This is a genomic window from Terrabacter aerolatus, from assembly GCF_007991735.1.
GTDB lineage: Bacteria > Actinomycetota > Actinomycetes > Actinomycetales > Dermatophilaceae > Terrabacter > Terrabacter aerolatus.
Map to the genome: position 1 here is coordinate 25,364 of NZ_BJYX01000015.1, position 15,212 is coordinate 40,575.

Sequence of the window (15,212 nt, forward strand, 5' to 3'; positions counted from 1 at the left end):
TCGAGCCTGTGACGAGCACGCCCGAAGGCACCGCGCCCCCCGCCGACCGCACCGGCGGCTCGTCCGGCGGCTCGCCCGGCAGCTCGCTCGGCGCCCACTCGGTCATCTACCTCGTGGGGACGGCCCTGCAGGGCCTCGGCGTGCTGCTCGTGCTGCCCTTCGCCACCCGTGTGCTCGGCGACGTCGAGTTCGGCCGTGTGGCAACGGGTCTCGTCGTCGTGCAGATGGTGGGTACCATCGCCGCCGCCGGGCTGCCCCAGGTCGTGCTGCGCGAGCACCACCGCGGTGACGAGGGCCCCCGGGTCGCGCGCGCCCTCGCCGGCACCATGGTGCTGCTCGCGCTGGGACTCGGCGTCGTGGGCCTCGCGCTGGCACTCGCCCTGTCCGCCGCCGGCCACGCCGACCTCGGCCAGTGGGTGCCGCTCGTCGTCGCAGCCGTCGCCCTGACGACGGTCGTCGCGGGCCAGACCCTGATGCGGGCCCGACTGCAGCCGTGGGGCTTCCTCGCGCTCGCGGTGCTCGCGACGGTCGGCGCCCAGCTCGCTGGACTGCTGGCCGCGCGGAGCGAGCCCACGTCGGGGAGGTACCTCACGGCATACGCAGTCGTCGTCGTCGGGACGGCCGTCGTCGCGCTCGTGCTCGGCCGGCCCCTGCCGCCCACCGTCGAGCGGGAGCGGGTGCGCGCGGGGGTCCGCCTGGCCGCCCCGCTGCTGCCGCAGGCGGCCGCGATGCTGGGGCTGCTCTCGGGCGACGTGCTCCTCGCCCGGGTCCTCGTGGGCGAGTCGGGCGCGGGCCGCTACCAGGTGGCGCTCCAACTGGGGAACATGCCGTTCGTCCTCGCGGTCGCGCTCTTCAACGCGTGGGGGCCGCTCGTGCTGTCGCACCCGCTCGAGCGCCGATGGGCCTGGACGGCCCGCACCGGCACCGCCCTGACGACGGTCGTGGCGGCCGGGGCTGCCGGAGTGGCCCTGCTCGGTCCGTGGCTCGTCGCCGTCATGGCCGCACCGAGCTTCGACCACGTCTCGATGGTCGCCGCCCTCGGCGTCATCTGCACCGTGTCGGTGTCGTACATGCTCTACCAGGGCTCCTCGCTCGCGGTGCTCGACGTCGAGCGGACCGGCAGCCTCGCCTGGGCGGCGCTCGCGGCCCTGGCGGTCGTGGTCGTGGTCGCGCTGTGGCTCGCCCCGCGGACCGGACCCACGGGCGGCATCGTCGGGATCGCCGTCGCCAAGGCCATCGGCTACGTCGTGCTCATGGGGCTCACGACGTGGTTCGCGCACCGGCACTCCGCCCTGCGGTGGCCGCCGCGGGTGGTGGCCGTGTCGGTCGCCGGCGTCGTGCTCGCCCTGGTCGGAGCCGTGCTGCCGCTCGAGGGTCCCGCCTCCTGGGTCAGGGTCGGGCTCGCCCTCCTCGTCGCCGCCGGTGCCGCCGCCGTCGCGCCGCGGATCGTGCGCACGCTGCGCGGATAGGATGGGGCGCTCGCCCGGCTCGCCTCGATCCGGCACGCACCGACACGCAGGAGAGACGTTTTCGTGGTGACACCGCTCGTCCACATGGGGTTGGGCTACGACGACCTCCTCGTCCCCGCCCTCGTGCACGCCGGCTTCGAGACCAAGGACCTCGTCCTCGTCGTCCGGACGGACGCCAACCTCGCGTGGGTGCGCAAGCACGCGCCCCGGGCCACGACCGTCCGCCTGCCGTATGCCGCAGCGCGCAAGGCCAACGTCGTCAGCGGCCTCGCGCCGCACGCGGCTCTCAAACGGGCCTGTGCCGGCGTCGGGCTGGACCCGCTCGACCTGCTCGTCTCGGAGCGGGCCCTGCGCCGCAACCGCGTCGACACGGCGATGAACTTCCTCAACCTCGCGGCCGAGGAGCTCGAGGCCGCCATCGCGGGGCGTGGACCGGTGCTCGCGCTCGTCGAGTTCACGGTGACCTCCGAGCTGCTGACGGCCGGCCTCGTCACGCACCACGGCGGGCTCGCGACCTGGCCACGCGGCATACGCCTCCCCTCCGACCGGTTCGGCCTCATCGGGGCACCCAAGGGAATCACCTTGTGGGAGAGGCAGGTGCAGGACCCGTCGGCCGTCGCGGCCGGTGAGGCGTTCATCGAGAAGTGGCGTGCCGAGCACGGGCGCCCGATGGGTTTCGCGCGCAACCTCAAGGTCGAGACGGGGCAGGAGATCTGGCGGCTCGCGAGCGATCGCATCAAGGAGTTCGCGGTCGACCGGGGTGCCAACCTCCAGCTGCCACGGCCGTCCGACTACGCGCGGCTGCCGTGGCTCAACCCCGTCAAGGCGCGCCTCAACCTGCGCGAGTACCAGGATCGTCGCTGGGACCCCGTGCCGGAGAAGTTCGTCTTCCTGCCCCTCCAGGTGCAGCCCGAGTCGAGCGCCGACGTCATGGGCCAGGAGTGGCGCGACCAGGCGTACACGGCCCGCGTGCTCGCCGACGCCCTCGCGCCGCTCGACATCGGCGTCGCCGTCAAGGAGCACGCCCACTTCATGTGGCGCCGCGACCCCGACTACTGGCCGCAGTTCGACGCGCACCCGAACATCGCCTCGATCGACCCCTTCGCCGACTCCCGCGAGCTGATGAAGCAGGCGGTCTTCACCGTCACGGCGACCGGAACCGTGGGCCTCGAGGCCGGGCTGCTCGGCCTGCCCGTCGTCAACGGCGCCGACATGCCGTGGAGCGGTCTCGGCAACGTCGCTCGGCTGGCCTCGCCCGACGACCTGACCCAGTTCGTCGCCGACCGCGGCTGGGAGTCGCTGCGGGCCGACCGGGCGTCGATCGACGAGTGGTTCGTCCACGACTACGTGCGCAACTCCTGGGAGGGCCTCGTGCTCGACCCGCCGCGGGTGCCGGCCGTCCTCGAGCCCGACAACATCCGCAAGGTCGGCGGCGCGCTCGCCGAGGCCGCAGCCTCCCTCGGGCATCCCGGCGGTCCGGCGTGACGACGGCGGGGACCGGCTGGGTCGTCCTCGGCGCAGGCGGCCACGCGCGCTCGGTCGTCGACGTCCTCGAGCGCTCCGGCCGGACGGTCGTCGCGGTCTCCGGTGACGCGCCGGGTGGGGAGCCCTGGCACGTCGACGTCCTCGCCGACGACCGGGCGGCCTTCGAGCTCATCTCGGCGCGGGGCCTGCACGCCGTCGTGGCGATCGGGTCCATCGCCGCCCGCACCCGCCTCGTCCACGAGCTCGTGTCGCGGGGACTGTCCGCCCCTGCCGTCGTCGCCGCGACCGCCACGGTCTCGGCCCGCAGCGTCCTCGGCGACGGCACCGTCGTGCTCGAGCACGCCCACGTCGGACCCGCCAGCAGGCTGGGCCGTGCCGTGGTCGTCAACACCGCGGCCGTCGTCGAGCACGACTGCAGCGTCGGCACGGGTGTGCACGTGGCGCCCGGCGCCGTGCTCCTCGGAGGTGCCTCGGTGGGGGAGGGGTCGCTCGTCGGCAGCGGCGCGCGGGTCCTGCCCCTGGTGAGCGTCGGGGCCGGGTCCACGGTCGGGGCCGGCGCCGTCGTCACCCGGCACGTGGCCGACGGCGACACTGTCGTCGGAGCCCCGGCACGTCGCCCTGACCACCGTCCCGCGGCCCGGGTCGCCCCCGGCGCTCCCGACTCCCGCCCACCCGGAGGCACCGCATGAGCGACCACCTCAATGCCGTCACGCCCGTCGCGATCGGCGCCCGTCAGGTGCCCACGCCCGGCGACGTCTACGTCATCGCCGAGGCGGGCGTCAACCACAACGGTGACGTCGGCCTGGCCCACCGCCTCGTCGACATCGCGGCCGCCTCGGGCGCCGATGCCGTGAAGTTCCAGACCTTCTCGCCCGACAAGCTCGTCTCGTCCACGGCGGCGACGACGCCCTACCAGCGCGACCGCGGCGGCAGCTCCGACCAGCGCAGCCTCCTCGAGGCGCTGACGCTGCCCAAGGAGGCCTGGGTCGAGCTGCGCGACCACGCCACCGAGGCAGGCACGACCTTCCTGTCGACGCCCTTCGACCTCGACAGCGCCGAGATGCTCGTCGACCTCGGGCTGCCGGCCCTCAAGGTCAGCTCCGGCGAGCTGACCAACCTGCCCTACCTGCGCGAGATGTCCCGGCTCGGCGTCGTCCTGCTCGTCTCGACGGGCATGGGCACCGAGGACGAGGTGGAGGCCGCGGTCGAGGCCTGCGCCGACGCACCCGGACTCGTCCTCTTCCACTGCGTCTCGGCCTACCCGGCGCCCGTCGAGGAGTGCAACCTGCGCGTCATCCCGCGCCTGACCGAGCTGCACGGCATCCCCGTGGGCTGGTCGGACCACACCCCCGGCCTGACGACGGCCCTCGGCGCGGTCGCGCTCGGCGCCCCGATCCTCGAGAAGCACTTCACGAGCGACCGCACGCTGCCCGGGCCCGACCACCTGGCGAGCCTCGAGCCCGACGCGCTCGCCGACTACGTCACCGCGACGAAGCAGCTCGCCGTGGCCCTCGGTGACGGCGTCAAGGTGCGCATGCCCTCGGAGGAGGAGAACGCCGTCCTCGTCCGCCGCTCGTGGCACGCCGCGCGCGCTCTGCCTGCGGGCACCGAGCTGGCCGGCGGGGACCTGCAGCTGCTGCGGCCCGAGGGCGGCATCAGCCCGGCCGTGGACATCCGTGGTCGCGTGCTCGCGCGGGCCGTCGACGCGGGCGCGCCCGTGACCGACGCCGACCTGGCGGTCTGAGCCGCCGCATGCCGACACCGCTCACCGCCGCCGTCTTCGTCGGCACCCGCGCCGACCTCGGCCCACTCTCGCCGGTGCTCGAGGCCCTCCAGGCCGACGAGGGGCTGACTCTCCGCGTGCTCACCGGGGTCATGTATGCCGTCGACGACCTCGTCGCGGCCCTGCCCGCGAGCGTGCCCGAGGCCGCGTGGCGGGAGGTCGTCGTGCCGCTCGCCGACCCGATGCGCGAGATGACCGTCGCGGCCCAGCTCGACCAGGGCGCCGTGCTCTCGGGGGCGGTCGGCCAGGCGCTGACCGCCCAGGCGGTCGACGTGCTCGTCGTGCTCGGCGACCGGTGGGAGCTGCTCTACGTCGTGCCGCCCGCCGTCCTGCTCGGGGTGCCGGTCGTGCACCTTCACGGGGGAGAGGTGACCGAGGGCGCGCTCGACGAGCGGGTGCGCCACGCCGTCACCAAGCTGGCCGACCAGCACTGCGTGGCGTCCGAGGACGCTGCCGCCCGGGTGCGTCAGCTCGGTGAGCCCGCCGACCGCGTGCACGTCACCGGGGCGCCTGGCCTCGACCGGGTCGCCGGCGCGGTCCCGATCCCGGACGCCGAGCTCGCCGACCTCCTCGGGGTGGACGTCGTCGAGCGCCCGCTCGCGCTCCTCACCTACCACCCGCCGACCGCACAGCAGGCCGCCCCCGTCGGAGACTGGGCGCGCGAGGCCGCCCAGGCGGCCCTGGCGACGTGCGGCACCGTGGTGGCCACCCACCCGGGGATGGACGAGGGCCGTGACGAGATCCTCGCGGCCCTGACGGCCCTCGCCGCCGACGAGCCGCGCCTGCGCCTCGTGGCCGCACTCGGACGTGACTACCCGCGCGTGCTCGCAGCCGTCGACGTCGTGGTCGGCAACTCGAGCTCCGGCGTCATCGAGGCGGCGACGCTGCACGTCCCCGCGGTCGACATCGGGGAGCGCCAGCGCGGGCGGCTGCGCGGCGACAACGTCCTGCACGCCGACGAGGGCCGCGCCGCCGTCGAGGCGGCCCTTCGCACGGCGCTCGGCCCGGTCTGGCGCGAGCGGTCGGCGCGAGCCGCGAACCCCTACGGCACGGGGGCGGCCAGCGCCGCGATCCTCGATATCGTTCGGGATGCGGCGCTCGCCCCACGCGTCAAGCCCTTCGTGGACCTGCGCCCCGCCCCGGCGACGGCCGCCACCACGGGCCGCCGCACGAGCGAGGAGGAGGAGGAGTGACGGCGCGAGACCTGGCCGCGGCGTGCGCGCCGACGACGGCGACGATCCGTGACGCGCTCGAGGTGGTCGACCGCAGCGGCAACCTCGTGTGCCTGCTCGTCGACGGCGACGGACGGCTCGCGGGCCTGCTGACGGACGGTGACCTGCGCCGGGCGTTCCTCAAGGGCACGAGCCTCGACGACCTGGCGCTGGACCACGCGACGCGCAGCCCGCACTTCGTGGCGGCCGGTTCGCCGCGGGCGCTCGTGCTCGACCTCATGCAGGCGCTGCGGCTCTCGGCGGTGCCCGAGCTGGCCGAGGACCGCACCCTCGTGGGCCTGCACACCCTCTCGGACGTCGTCGGCTCGCCGCCATTGCCGAACGTCGCGGTCGTCATGGCCGGCGGTCGTGGCACGCGGCTGGGCGAGCTGACGAGGGACACCCCGAAGCCGTTGATGACGGTCGCGGGTCGCTCGATCCTCGAGTGGATCGTGCTGGGCCTGGTCGGTGACGGCATCCGGGAGATCTACGTCAGCGTCAACTACCTCGCGGAGCAGATCGAGAGCCACCTCGGTGACGGTTCCCGTCTGGGCTGCCGGGTGCGCTACCTGCGTGAGGACCCCGACCGTCCGCTCGGCACGGCCGGCTCGCTGACGCTGCTGCGCGAGCAGCGACCCGACCTGGCGCACCCGGTGCTCGTGATGAACGGCGACCTCATGGTCGAGTTCGACGCGAGCGACCTGCTCGAGGCGCACCGGCGCACCGGGGCCGCGGTGACCCTCGCGACGCGGACCTACCAGCACGAGGTGCCGTTCGGCGTGGTCGAGAGCGTCGACGGGCGGGTCACGGGGGTCTCGGAGAAGCCGACGCTGAGCTTCGACATCAACGCTGCGGTGTATGCCGTCGAGCCGCGAGCGCTGGCCTGGTTGCCCTCCGGTCGGGCGAGCACGATGCCGGGCCTCGTCGAGACGTGCCTGGAGCGCGGCGAGCCCGTGACGGCGTGGCCGATCCAGAGCGAGTGGATCGACGTCGGCACCCCGAAGGACCTCGCCCGCGCCAAGGGCGAAGGCTGACCACGTGCCCGCGCCCTCGCGCTGGGGCGGGCAGACCATGTCGAACCACGACGAGAAGGCTGATGTGACAACAGAACTGACACCCGCGCCGATGGCCGCGCCGATCGACGGGTCGATCGCCGGCAAGACGGTCCTCGTGACGGGGTCCGACGGGTTCATCGGCTCGCACGTGGTGGAGCGGCTCCTCGCCGACGGGGCGCACGTGCGCGCGTTCTGCCTCTACAACTCCAACGGCTCCACCGGCTGGCTCGACGAGTCCGACGCCTTCAGGGCCGCGGTGCGCGACGGGCAGGCCGAGGTCGTGCTGGGCGACATCCGCGACCCCGAGCACGTCATGGCGACCACGGAGGGGGTGGACGTCGTGCTCCACCTCGCGGCGCTCATCGCGATCCCGTTCTCCTACGTGGCTCCCCGCTCGTACGTCGAGACGAACGTCATCGGCACCCTCAACGTCCTCGAGGCGGTGCGCCGGCACGGCACGCCGCGGATGGTCAACACCTCGACGTCCGAGGTCTACGGCACGCCGGAGTCGGTGCCGATCACCGAGGCGCACCCGCTGCGGGGGCAGTCGCCCTACTCGGCCACGAAGATCTCGGCCGACAAGATGTGCGAGTCGTATGCGTTGTCGTTCGAGACCCCGGTGACGACGCTGCGCCCGTTCAACACCTTCGGTCCGCGCCAGTCGACGCGCGCGGTCATCCCGACCGTGCTCTCGCAGCTGCTGGCCGGTGCCCGCGAGATCAAGCTCGGTGACGTGACCCCGAAGCGGGACTTCACCTTCGTCACCGACACGGCCGACGGGTTCGTGCGGGCGGCGCTGGCCGAGGTCGAGCCGGGCGCGACGATCCAGCTCGGGACCGGGCGCACCGTGTCGGTCGGTGACGTCGTGCAGCTGTGCTGCAAGGTGACGGGCAGCGACGCGCAGATCGTCACCGAGAGCGACCGGATCCGGCCCGAGGGCTCGGAGGTGCAGATCCTGCTGTCGGACCCCTCCCGCGCCAACGAGGTGCTCGGCTGGGCGCCGACGGTGTCGCTCGAGGAGGGCCTCGCGGCGACGGCCGAGTGGCTGCGCCCTCGGGTCGACCCCGAGACGGCCGGCAGGTACCACCGGTGACCGCGACCGGCGAGGCCCACGCCCCGGGAGCCCGCGGTCCGGAGGGCACGATCCCGCTGGCCGTACCCAACATCGGAGAGCTCGAGCGGCGCTACGTCCTCGAGGCCGTCGAGTCCGGGTTCGTCTCCTCGGTGGGCCCGTTCGTCACCGAGTTCGAGCAGCGTTTCGCCGAGCGGGTGGGGTCCAAGCACGCCATCGCCTGCGCGACCGGCACCGCGGCGATCCACGTCGGGCTGCTGCTGCTCGGGGTGGGCCGCGAGGACGACGTCGTCTGCTCCGACTTCACCTTCGTCGGCTCGGTCAACCCCATCGCGTACTGCGGCGCCCGACCGGTGCTCGTCGACGCCGAGACGACGACGTGGAACATCGACCCGGCCCTGCTCGCCGCCGAGCTCGACCGTCGCGCGGCAGCCGGGGAGGGCCAGCCCGCGGTCGTCGAGGTCGTTCACGTCCTCGGTCAGCCCGCCGACATGGAACCGCTCATGGACGCGTGCGAGCGACACGGCATACCCGTGCTCGAGGACGCCGCCGAGTCGCTCGGAGCCACGTGGACGGCCGGGCGCTACGCCGGCCGGCACACCGGCACCGTCGGCCGGGTCGGCGCCTTCTCCTTCAACGGCAACAAGATCGCCACGACCGGCGGCGGCGGCATGCTCGTCACCGACGACGACGACCTCGCAGCCCGAGCACGCCACCTCACGACCCAGGCCAAGGTGCCCGACGTCGGCTACCTCCACGACGAGGTCGGCTACAACTACCGCCTCACCAATCTCGCGGCGGGCCTGGGTCTGGCCCAGCTCGAGCGCCTCGGGGAGTTCGTGAAGGCCAAGCACCGGATCGCAGCCCGCTACGACGAGGCCTTCGCCGACCTGCCGCTCGTGCTCCCGCCCCGGGTCGAGGGGCTCGATGCGACGTACTGGCTCTACTCCGTGCTCGTGCCGGAGGCCGACGGCCGCGGACGCGACGACTTCCTCGCGCACCTGCACGCGGCCGGCGTCGGGGCCCGGGCCCTGTGGCGACCCCTGCACGCCCAGCCGCCGTTCCTGTCGGCCCCCGTGCTCGGTGGGAGCGTCGGCGACGGCCTCTTCGCCCGCGGCCTGTCGCTGCCGTGCGCGACCGAGCTGACCGACAGCGACCAGGACCGCGTCATCGCGGCGGTGCGCTCCTTCTTCGCCTAGGACGGACGGCCGACGCGCGTGCGACCGTCGTGGTGCAGGATGGCGTCGTGGAGATCGCCATCGGGCTGCTCGCGATCGCGGCCACCGTCCTCGGGGGGTCGTGGCTCGCCGACCGGTTCGACCTGCCGGCGCCCCTCGTGCTCATCGTCGTCGGCATCCTCGGCTCCTACCTGCCGTTCGTCCCCGAGGTGGCCCTGAGCCCGGACGTCGTGCTGCTCGGCATCCTTCCCCCGCTGCTGTATGCCGCGGCCATCCAGACCTCGCTCGTCGACTTCCGCAACAACCGGGCCGTCATCCTCAGCCTGTCGGTCGGGCTCGTGCTCTTCACAGCCCTCGGGGTCGCGCTCTTCCTGCGGTGGGCCCTCGACCTGGACTTCGGCGTCGCCTTCGCCATCGGCGCCGTCGTCGCGCCGCCGGACGCGGTCGCGGCGACGGCGGTCGGTCGCCGCATCGGTCTGCCGCGTCGCCTCGTGTCGATCCTCGAGGGGGAGTCCCTCGTCAACGACGCCACTGCGCTCGTGTCCCTCCGTACCGCGTTGGCGGCGGCAGGCCTCGCGTCCGGTCTGGCCTCGAACGGCGTCACCTTCGGCGGGGTCGTGGTCGACTTCGCCTGGGCCTCGGTCGGCGGGGCCGCGATCGGCTTCGTCGTGGCGCTGCTCGTGTCGGTCCTGCGCCGGCACTTCTCCACCGAGCCGGCCTTCGACACCGTGCTGTCGTTCATGGTGCCGTTCGCGGCCTACGTGCCCGCCGAGGAGCTGCACGCCTCGGGCGTCATCGCGGTCGTGACGGCCGGCCTCGTCCTCGGCCACAAGTCGCCGCGCACGCAGACGGGGGCCTCACGGCTCAGCGAACGGATCAACTGGACCTCGATCCAGTTCCTCCTCGAGAACGCCGTCTTCCTCCTCATCGGGCTGCAGGTCTTCTACGTCCTCGACCGGGTGCGCACCTCGACGCTGTCCGCCGGGCAGATCACGCTGGCCGCGGTCGGGACCCTCGTCGCGGTCCTCGTCCTGCGCCCGCTCTGGGTGGTGCCGTTCCGCCTGATCAGCACCCGGGTGCTGCGCAACGAGGCGCAGGCCCCGTGGACGCACACCGTCGTGCTGTCCTGGGCGGGCATGCGCGGGGTGGTGACGCTGGCGGCTGCGCTCCTGCTGCCCCAGAACACCCCTCACCGCGACGTGCTCGTGCTCATCGCCGTCGTCGTGACGATCGGGACGCTCCTCATCCAGGGCACCACCCTGCCGGCCCTGGCCCGGCGCCTCGGCGTGCGCGGCCCCGACCCGCGCGAGGACGCCCTCCAGGCGGCGACGGTGCTGCAGGCCGCGACCCGGTCGGGCCTCGACGTCCTCGACCGCCTGGACGACCTCGACGAGGCGACGCGGGAGATCCTGCGGTCCCGCTCGGAGGACCGGCTCAACCAGATGTGGGAGCGTCTCGGACCCCAGAGCGGCGACGCGGACGAGACGCCGAGCGCCCGCTACCGCCGGGCCCGCATGCAGATGCTCCAGGCCGAGCGCGACGAGGTGCTGCGGCTGCGCGACGAGGGCCGCGCCGACCACGTCGTCCTCCGCGTGGTGCTGAGCAGCCTCGACCTCGAGGAGACGATGCTCGACCGCCTCGACGACCAGGAGAGCCGTCTGGCAGAAAGTGAGATGTTGCCCGTGGACACCATCGAGGCTCCGTGCGAGCACCTCCAGGACGCCGAGTCATGCGCCGCCCCCCGCACCCCGGACGGGTGCGAGGAGTGCCTGCGCGACGGCACGAGCTGGGTGCACCTGCGCCTGTGCCTGCAGTGCGGGCACGTCGGCTGCTGCGACTCCTCCGAGATGAAGCACGCGACCGCCCACTTCCACGAGACGCAGCACCCGGTGATGCGCTCGATCGAGCCGGGTGAGGCGTGGCGGTGGTGCTTCGTCGACGAGGTCGTCGGCTGAGTCGACCGCGCCTCAGTCGAGTCGCTGGCTGACGGTGTGCGTGCCGCCGTCGTGGACGACCGTGGTCGTGGCGCCATGGACGAGGGCCAGGCACGGCTGCACGTGCCCGCACTCGACGTCGGCGAGGATCGGCACGCCCAGCATGCCGAGGGCGTCGACGACGGCCGTGTGCTGGGTGAAGCCGCCCGGCTCCGGGGCATGGGTGCGTGACACGAGGACCCCGTTCGCGGCGTCGAACCACCCGCGCAGCCGCATCGCGTGCAGGGCGCGGCAGATGTCGTAGGAGCCCCACTCCGCGATGTCGAGCAGGATGACCAGACCCTCCGGGGCGTGCTGTGCCGCAAAGGCGTTCACGTCTGCGTGGGCACCGCCGGCGAGGAAGCTCAGCGTCTCGACGCAACCGCCCACCAGACGTCCCGAGAGGGTGACCGGCTCGTCCTCGTGGCCCGGGTCGATCCGGGCCCACGAGCCGCGCCCCTCGAGCGTCATCTCCGACACCGTCGGGTTGCCGGCGTAGTCGTCCCAGCCTGCGGTGCGGTGCCGTCCGGGGGAGTGCTGCCTCAGCTCGCCGCCGGCCGCGGTGCCGGCGACGTCGACCCAGTGCAGGATGCCGTCGGGCACGGCGTACGGGGTGTCCATGAGGTTCTGCCCGTGGATGGTCGCGATGCCCGTGGTGAGGGTGAGCGGCGTCAGCCACGTCGAGGTGTCGGAGAAGCCGACGCACCACGTGGGCTCGACCGCCGCCACCGCGTCGAGGTCGAGCAGGTCGAGCAGGTCGATGCCGGTCTCGCCGCCCCACGGCGGCACGACGGCCCTGATGGTCGGGTCGAGGAGCATCCCCATGAGCTCGGCGGCGCGCGCCTCCCGAGGTCCACTGACGTGGGAGGGCGCGTGGTTGAGCTCGCCGACGACCACCTCGAAGCCGCGCTCGCGCAGGCAGGTGACGGCATACGAGAAGCGTCCCCAGAGGGCGTCGGTGACGCCGGAGCTCGGCGATGTCACACCGATCCGGTCGCCGGGGCGCAGCGGGGCGGGGTAGCGGATCGGCATGGCTGCCATGGTGCCAGCCATGCCGATCCGTCTCATCGGGGTTTCGCCGACGGCGCCCCGCTCAGACCTTGGCGGCGGCGAAACCCTGCTCGAGGTCGGCGAGGATGTCGTCGACGTGCTCGATGCCGACCGAGAGGCGCACGAGACCGGGCGTCACCCCGGCGGCCAGGCGGTCCTCCTCTGGGCCCTGCGAGTGCGTCGTCGACGCCGGGTGGATGACGAGCGAGCGCACGTCGCCGATGTTGGCGACGTGGCTGTGCAGCGTCAGCGCCTCGACGAACTTCTTGCCCGCCTCGAGCCCACCGGCGATCTCGAAGGAGAGCACCGCGCCGGCGCCACGAGGTGCGTACTTCTGGGCGAGCGCGTACGACGGGCTGTCGGGCAGGGACGCCCAGACGACGCGCTCCACCTGGTCGTGGCCCTGGAGGAAGGCGGCCACCGTGGCGGCGTTGTCGAGGTGGCGCTCGATGCGCAGCGACAGCGTCTCGAGCCCCTGCGCGATGAGGAAGGCGTTGAAGGGAGAGGCTGACGGACCCAGGTCGCGCAGCAGCTGGACGCGCGCCTTGAGGATGTAGGCGAGGTTGGCCCCGAGGGGGCTGCCGACGCCGAGGTCACGCGCGAAGACGAGGCCGTGGTAGCTCTCCTCGGGGGTGTTGTAGTTGGGGAACCGCTCGGGCTCCTTGGCGTAGTCGAAGGTGCCCGCGTCGACGATGACCCCGGCGATCGAGGTGCCGTGACCGCCGAGGTACTTCGTCGCCGAGTGCACGACGACGTCGGCGCCCCACTCGATGGGACGGATGACGTAGGGCGTGGCGATGGTGTTGTCGACGACGAGCGGCACGCCGTGCTCGTGGGCGAGGGCGGCGACCGCCTCGATGTCGAGGACCTCCGCCTTGGGGTTGGCGATGGTCTCGCCGAAGAAGGCCTTGGTGTTGGGCCGGACGGCCGCACCCCAGGACTCGATCGAGGTCGGGTCCTCGACGAAGCTCACCTCGATGCCGAGCTTGGGGAAGGTGAACTTCAACAGGTTGACGGTGCCGCCGTAGAGACTCGGCGACGCGACGATGTGGTCTCCGGCCTCGGCGACGTTGAGCAGCGCGAGGGTCGTCGCCGACTGGCCCGAGGCGACGAGCAGGGCGCCGACGCCACCCTCGAGCGCGGCGATCCGCTGCTCGACGACGTCGGTCGTCGGGTTCATGATCCGCGTGTAGATGTTGCCGAACTCCTTGAGCCCGAACAGGTTTGCTGCGTGGTCGGTGTCATCGAAGACGTAGCTCGTCGTCTGGTAGATCGGCAGCGCGCGCGCTCCGGTGGTGCCGTCGGCGCTCTGTCCGGCGTGGATCTGCTTGGTCTCGAAGGACCAGCTGGGCTCGGTCATCGGTCTGCTCTTCCTGGGTCGTGTCGATGACCGGAGGTCCCACGGACGGCGGACCTGGTGCACCGACGGGTCGGTGCGGGAGAGAGGCTCTCCGCGCTTGCCCGAGCGCCGGGTGGCGTCGACGGGCCAGGTCTTCACCCGGGGCACCCCACCGCGGTTGGAGGGTTGCCGGCCAGCGAGCCGGGGCTTGTCGCTGGCGCTCATGACCTACCGCCGAGTGTACGTACGCGTGTCCGTCCCCCGGGAGTCGCTGTCCTCATCGTGGACGTCCCCCACGGCGCCCGCGCACGCCCCTCGGCGCCACGAGGCGGCCCTCGTGGCGTCGATCACTAGGACGTCCTACTAAACCGAACTGGCGAGTAGGATCGCGCTCGTGAGCACGAATGCCGACTTCGACCTGTTCCGGACCAGCGAGGACCACGAGGCCCTGAGAGAGGCCGTCCGAGCGGTCGCCGAGGACAAGATCGCCCCCTACGCCGCCGCCGTCGACGCGGAGGTCCGCTACCCGCAGGAGGCGCACGACGCCCTCGTCGCCTCCGACTTCTTCGCGCCGCACGTGCCCGAGGAGTACGACGGCGTCGGCGCGGACGCCCTGGCGACCTGCATCGTCATCGAGGAGGTGGCCCGGGTGGACGCGTCCGCGTCGCTCATCCCGGCCGTCAACAAGCTGGGCTCGCTCCCGCTCATCCTCGACGGCAGCGAGGAGGTCAAGGCCCGCTACCTCCCGCCGCTGGCGAAGGGCGAGACGACCTTCTCCTACGGCCTGTCCGAGCGGGAGGCCGGCTCCGACACCGCCTCGATGAAGTGCCGGGCCCGCCAGGACGGCGACGGCTGGGTGCTCTCCGGCCAGAAGTCGTGGATCACCAACGCCGGCGTCTCGGAGTACTACACCGTGCTCGCCGTCACCGACCCCGACGGCCCGCGCGGCGGCAACGTCACGGCCTTCGTCGTCGAGAAGTCCGACGAGGGCTTCAGCTTCGGCGAGAAGGAGCGCAAGCTCGGCATCAAGGGCAGCCCGACCCGTGAGCTGCACTTCGACGACGTCCGCCTCCCCGCCGACCGTGTCGTGGGTCAGGTCGGCGACGGTCTGAAGATCGCGCTGCGCACGCTCGACCACACCCGGGTCACCATCGGCGCCCAGGCCGTCGGGATCGCCCAGGGCGCGCTCGACCAGTCGCTCGCCTACATCAAGGAGCGCAAGCAGTTCGGCAAGCGCATCGCCGACTTCCAGGGCATCCAGTTCATGCTCGCCGACATGGCGATGGAGCTCGAGGCGGCCCGCCAGATGGTCTATGTCGCGGCGGCCAAGTCCGAGCGCGGCGACAAGGACCTCACCTTCTTCGGGGCGGCCGCCAAGTGCTACGCCTCGGACGTCGCCATGAAGGTGACGACGGACGCCGTCCAGCTGCTCGGAGGGGCCGGGTACACGAGCGACTTCCCGCTCGAGCGGATGATGCGCGACGCCAAGATCACCCAGATCTACGAGGGCACCAACCAGGTCCAGCGCCTCGTGATGGCACGGCAGCTGCTGCGCTGACGACCGGCGGGGCGGCGGGAGGCGGGTCGAGGGGGCAGT

12 protein-coding genes and 1 riboswitch are annotated in these 15,212 nt (G+C 72.9%); of the genes, 10 read left to right on the forward strand and 2 right to left on the reverse strand.

Annotation, left to right across the window (positions count from 1 at the left end; all coding sequences use genetic code 11):
- Nucleotides 1-8: 8 nt before the first annotated feature.
- From TAE01_RS13865 to TAE01_RS13905, 9 genes are all read left to right on the forward strand, one after another.
- Nucleotides 9-1,469 (forward strand): oligosaccharide flippase family protein, encoded by a 1,461-nt coding sequence (locus tag TAE01_RS13865; protein WP_147067411.1) that lies wholly within the window; start codon nucleotides 9-11, stop codon nucleotides 1,467-1,469.
- A 63-nt stretch (nucleotides 1,470-1,532) separates the two neighbouring features.
- The gene (locus TAE01_RS13870) at nucleotides 1,533-2,954 is read left to right on the forward strand and encodes a hypothetical protein (RefSeq protein WP_246111349.1); all 1,422 of its coding nucleotides are present in this window, start codon (nucleotides 1,533-1,535) and stop codon (nucleotides 2,952-2,954) included.
- Nucleotides 2,951-3,643, forward strand: coding sequence for a NeuD/PglB/VioB family sugar acetyltransferase (locus TAE01_RS13875; RefSeq protein WP_147067412.1), 693 nt, complete (start codon nucleotides 2,951-2,953; stop codon nucleotides 3,641-3,643). The genes TAE01_RS13870 and TAE01_RS13875 overlap by 4 nt, the downstream gene beginning before the upstream one ends.
- On the forward strand, nucleotides 3,640-4,698 hold the full coding sequence (locus tag TAE01_RS13880; RefSeq protein WP_147067413.1) for an N-acetylneuraminate synthase family protein: 1,059 nt from the start codon (nucleotides 3,640-3,642) through the stop codon (nucleotides 4,696-4,698). The genes TAE01_RS13875 and TAE01_RS13880 overlap by 4 nt, the downstream gene beginning before the upstream one ends.
- 8 nt (nucleotides 4,699-4,706) lie before the next feature.
- Nucleotides 4,707-5,930: a UDP-N-acetylglucosamine 2-epimerase gene (gene neuC, locus TAE01_RS13885; RefSeq protein ID WP_147067414.1), complete on the forward strand. Its 1,224-nt coding sequence runs from the start codon at nucleotides 4,707-4,709 to the stop codon at nucleotides 5,928-5,930.
- The gene (locus TAE01_RS13890; protein ID WP_147067415.1) at nucleotides 5,927-6,982 is read left to right on the forward strand and encodes a nucleotidyltransferase family protein; all 1,056 of its coding nucleotides are present in this window, start codon (nucleotides 5,927-5,929) and stop codon (nucleotides 6,980-6,982) included. The genes neuC and TAE01_RS13890 overlap by 4 nt, the downstream gene beginning before the upstream one ends.
- Nucleotides 6,983-6,986: 4 nt before the next feature.
- On the forward strand, nucleotides 6,987-8,096 hold the full coding sequence (locus tag TAE01_RS13895; RefSeq protein WP_246111350.1) for an SDR family NAD(P)-dependent oxidoreductase: 1,110 nt from the start codon (nucleotides 6,987-6,989) through the stop codon (nucleotides 8,094-8,096).
- Complete coding sequence (locus tag TAE01_RS13900) at nucleotides 8,093-9,274, forward strand: DegT/DnrJ/EryC1/StrS family aminotransferase (protein WP_147067416.1); 1,182 nt, start codon at nucleotides 8,093-8,095, stop codon at nucleotides 9,272-9,274. Before TAE01_RS13895 ends, TAE01_RS13900 begins: the two co-directional genes overlap by 4 nt.
- Before the next feature lie 47 nt (nucleotides 9,275-9,321).
- Nucleotides 9,322-11,208, forward strand: coding sequence for a Na+/H+ antiporter (locus TAE01_RS13905; protein ID WP_147067417.1), 1,887 nt, complete (start codon nucleotides 9,322-9,324; stop codon nucleotides 11,206-11,208).
- A 12-nt stretch (nucleotides 11,209-11,220) separates the two neighbouring features.
- On the opposite strand, the gene TAE01_RS13910 is transcribed toward TAE01_RS13905, so the two are convergent.
- Together TAE01_RS13910 and TAE01_RS13915 are read right to left on the reverse strand one after the other, a co-directional pair.
- The gene (locus TAE01_RS13910; RefSeq protein ID WP_246111351.1) at nucleotides 11,221-12,279 is read right to left on the reverse strand and encodes an LD-carboxypeptidase; all 1,059 of its coding nucleotides are present in this window, start codon (nucleotides 12,277-12,279) and stop codon (nucleotides 11,221-11,223) included.
- Nucleotides 12,280-12,319: 40 nt separating this feature from the next.
- Complete coding sequence (locus tag TAE01_RS13915) at nucleotides 12,320-13,636, reverse strand: bifunctional o-acetylhomoserine/o-acetylserine sulfhydrylase (protein WP_147067418.1); 1,317 nt, start codon at nucleotides 13,634-13,636, stop codon at nucleotides 12,320-12,322.
- An 88-nt stretch (nucleotides 13,637-13,724) separates the two neighbouring features.
- A riboswitch (SAM riboswitch) is annotated at nucleotides 13,725-13,844 on the reverse strand.
- Between the two features lie 165 nt (nucleotides 13,845-14,009).
- Between TAE01_RS13915 and TAE01_RS13920 the strand changes: the two genes are divergently transcribed.
- The gene (locus tag TAE01_RS13920) at nucleotides 14,010-15,173 is read left to right on the forward strand and encodes an acyl-CoA dehydrogenase family protein (protein WP_147067419.1); all 1,164 of its coding nucleotides are present in this window, start codon (nucleotides 14,010-14,012) and stop codon (nucleotides 15,171-15,173) included.
- Nucleotides 15,174-15,212 lie beyond the last annotated feature (39 nt).

Coding starts and splice junctions, on each gene's coding strand:
- TAE01_RS13910 (WP_246111351.1), bottom strand. CDS start 12,279: ATGGCTGGCACCATGGCAGCCATGCCGATCCGCTACCCCGCCCCGCTG.
- TAE01_RS13915 (WP_147067418.1), bottom strand. CDS start 13,636: ATGACCGAGCCCAGCTGGTCCTTCGAGACCAAGCAGATCCACGCCGGA.
- neuC (WP_147067414.1), top strand. CDS start 4,707: ATGCCGACACCGCTCACCGCCGCCGTCTTCGTCGGCACCCGCGCCGAC.
- TAE01_RS13880 (WP_147067413.1), top strand. CDS start 3,640: ATGAGCGACCACCTCAATGCCGTCACGCCCGTCGCGATCGGCGCCCGT.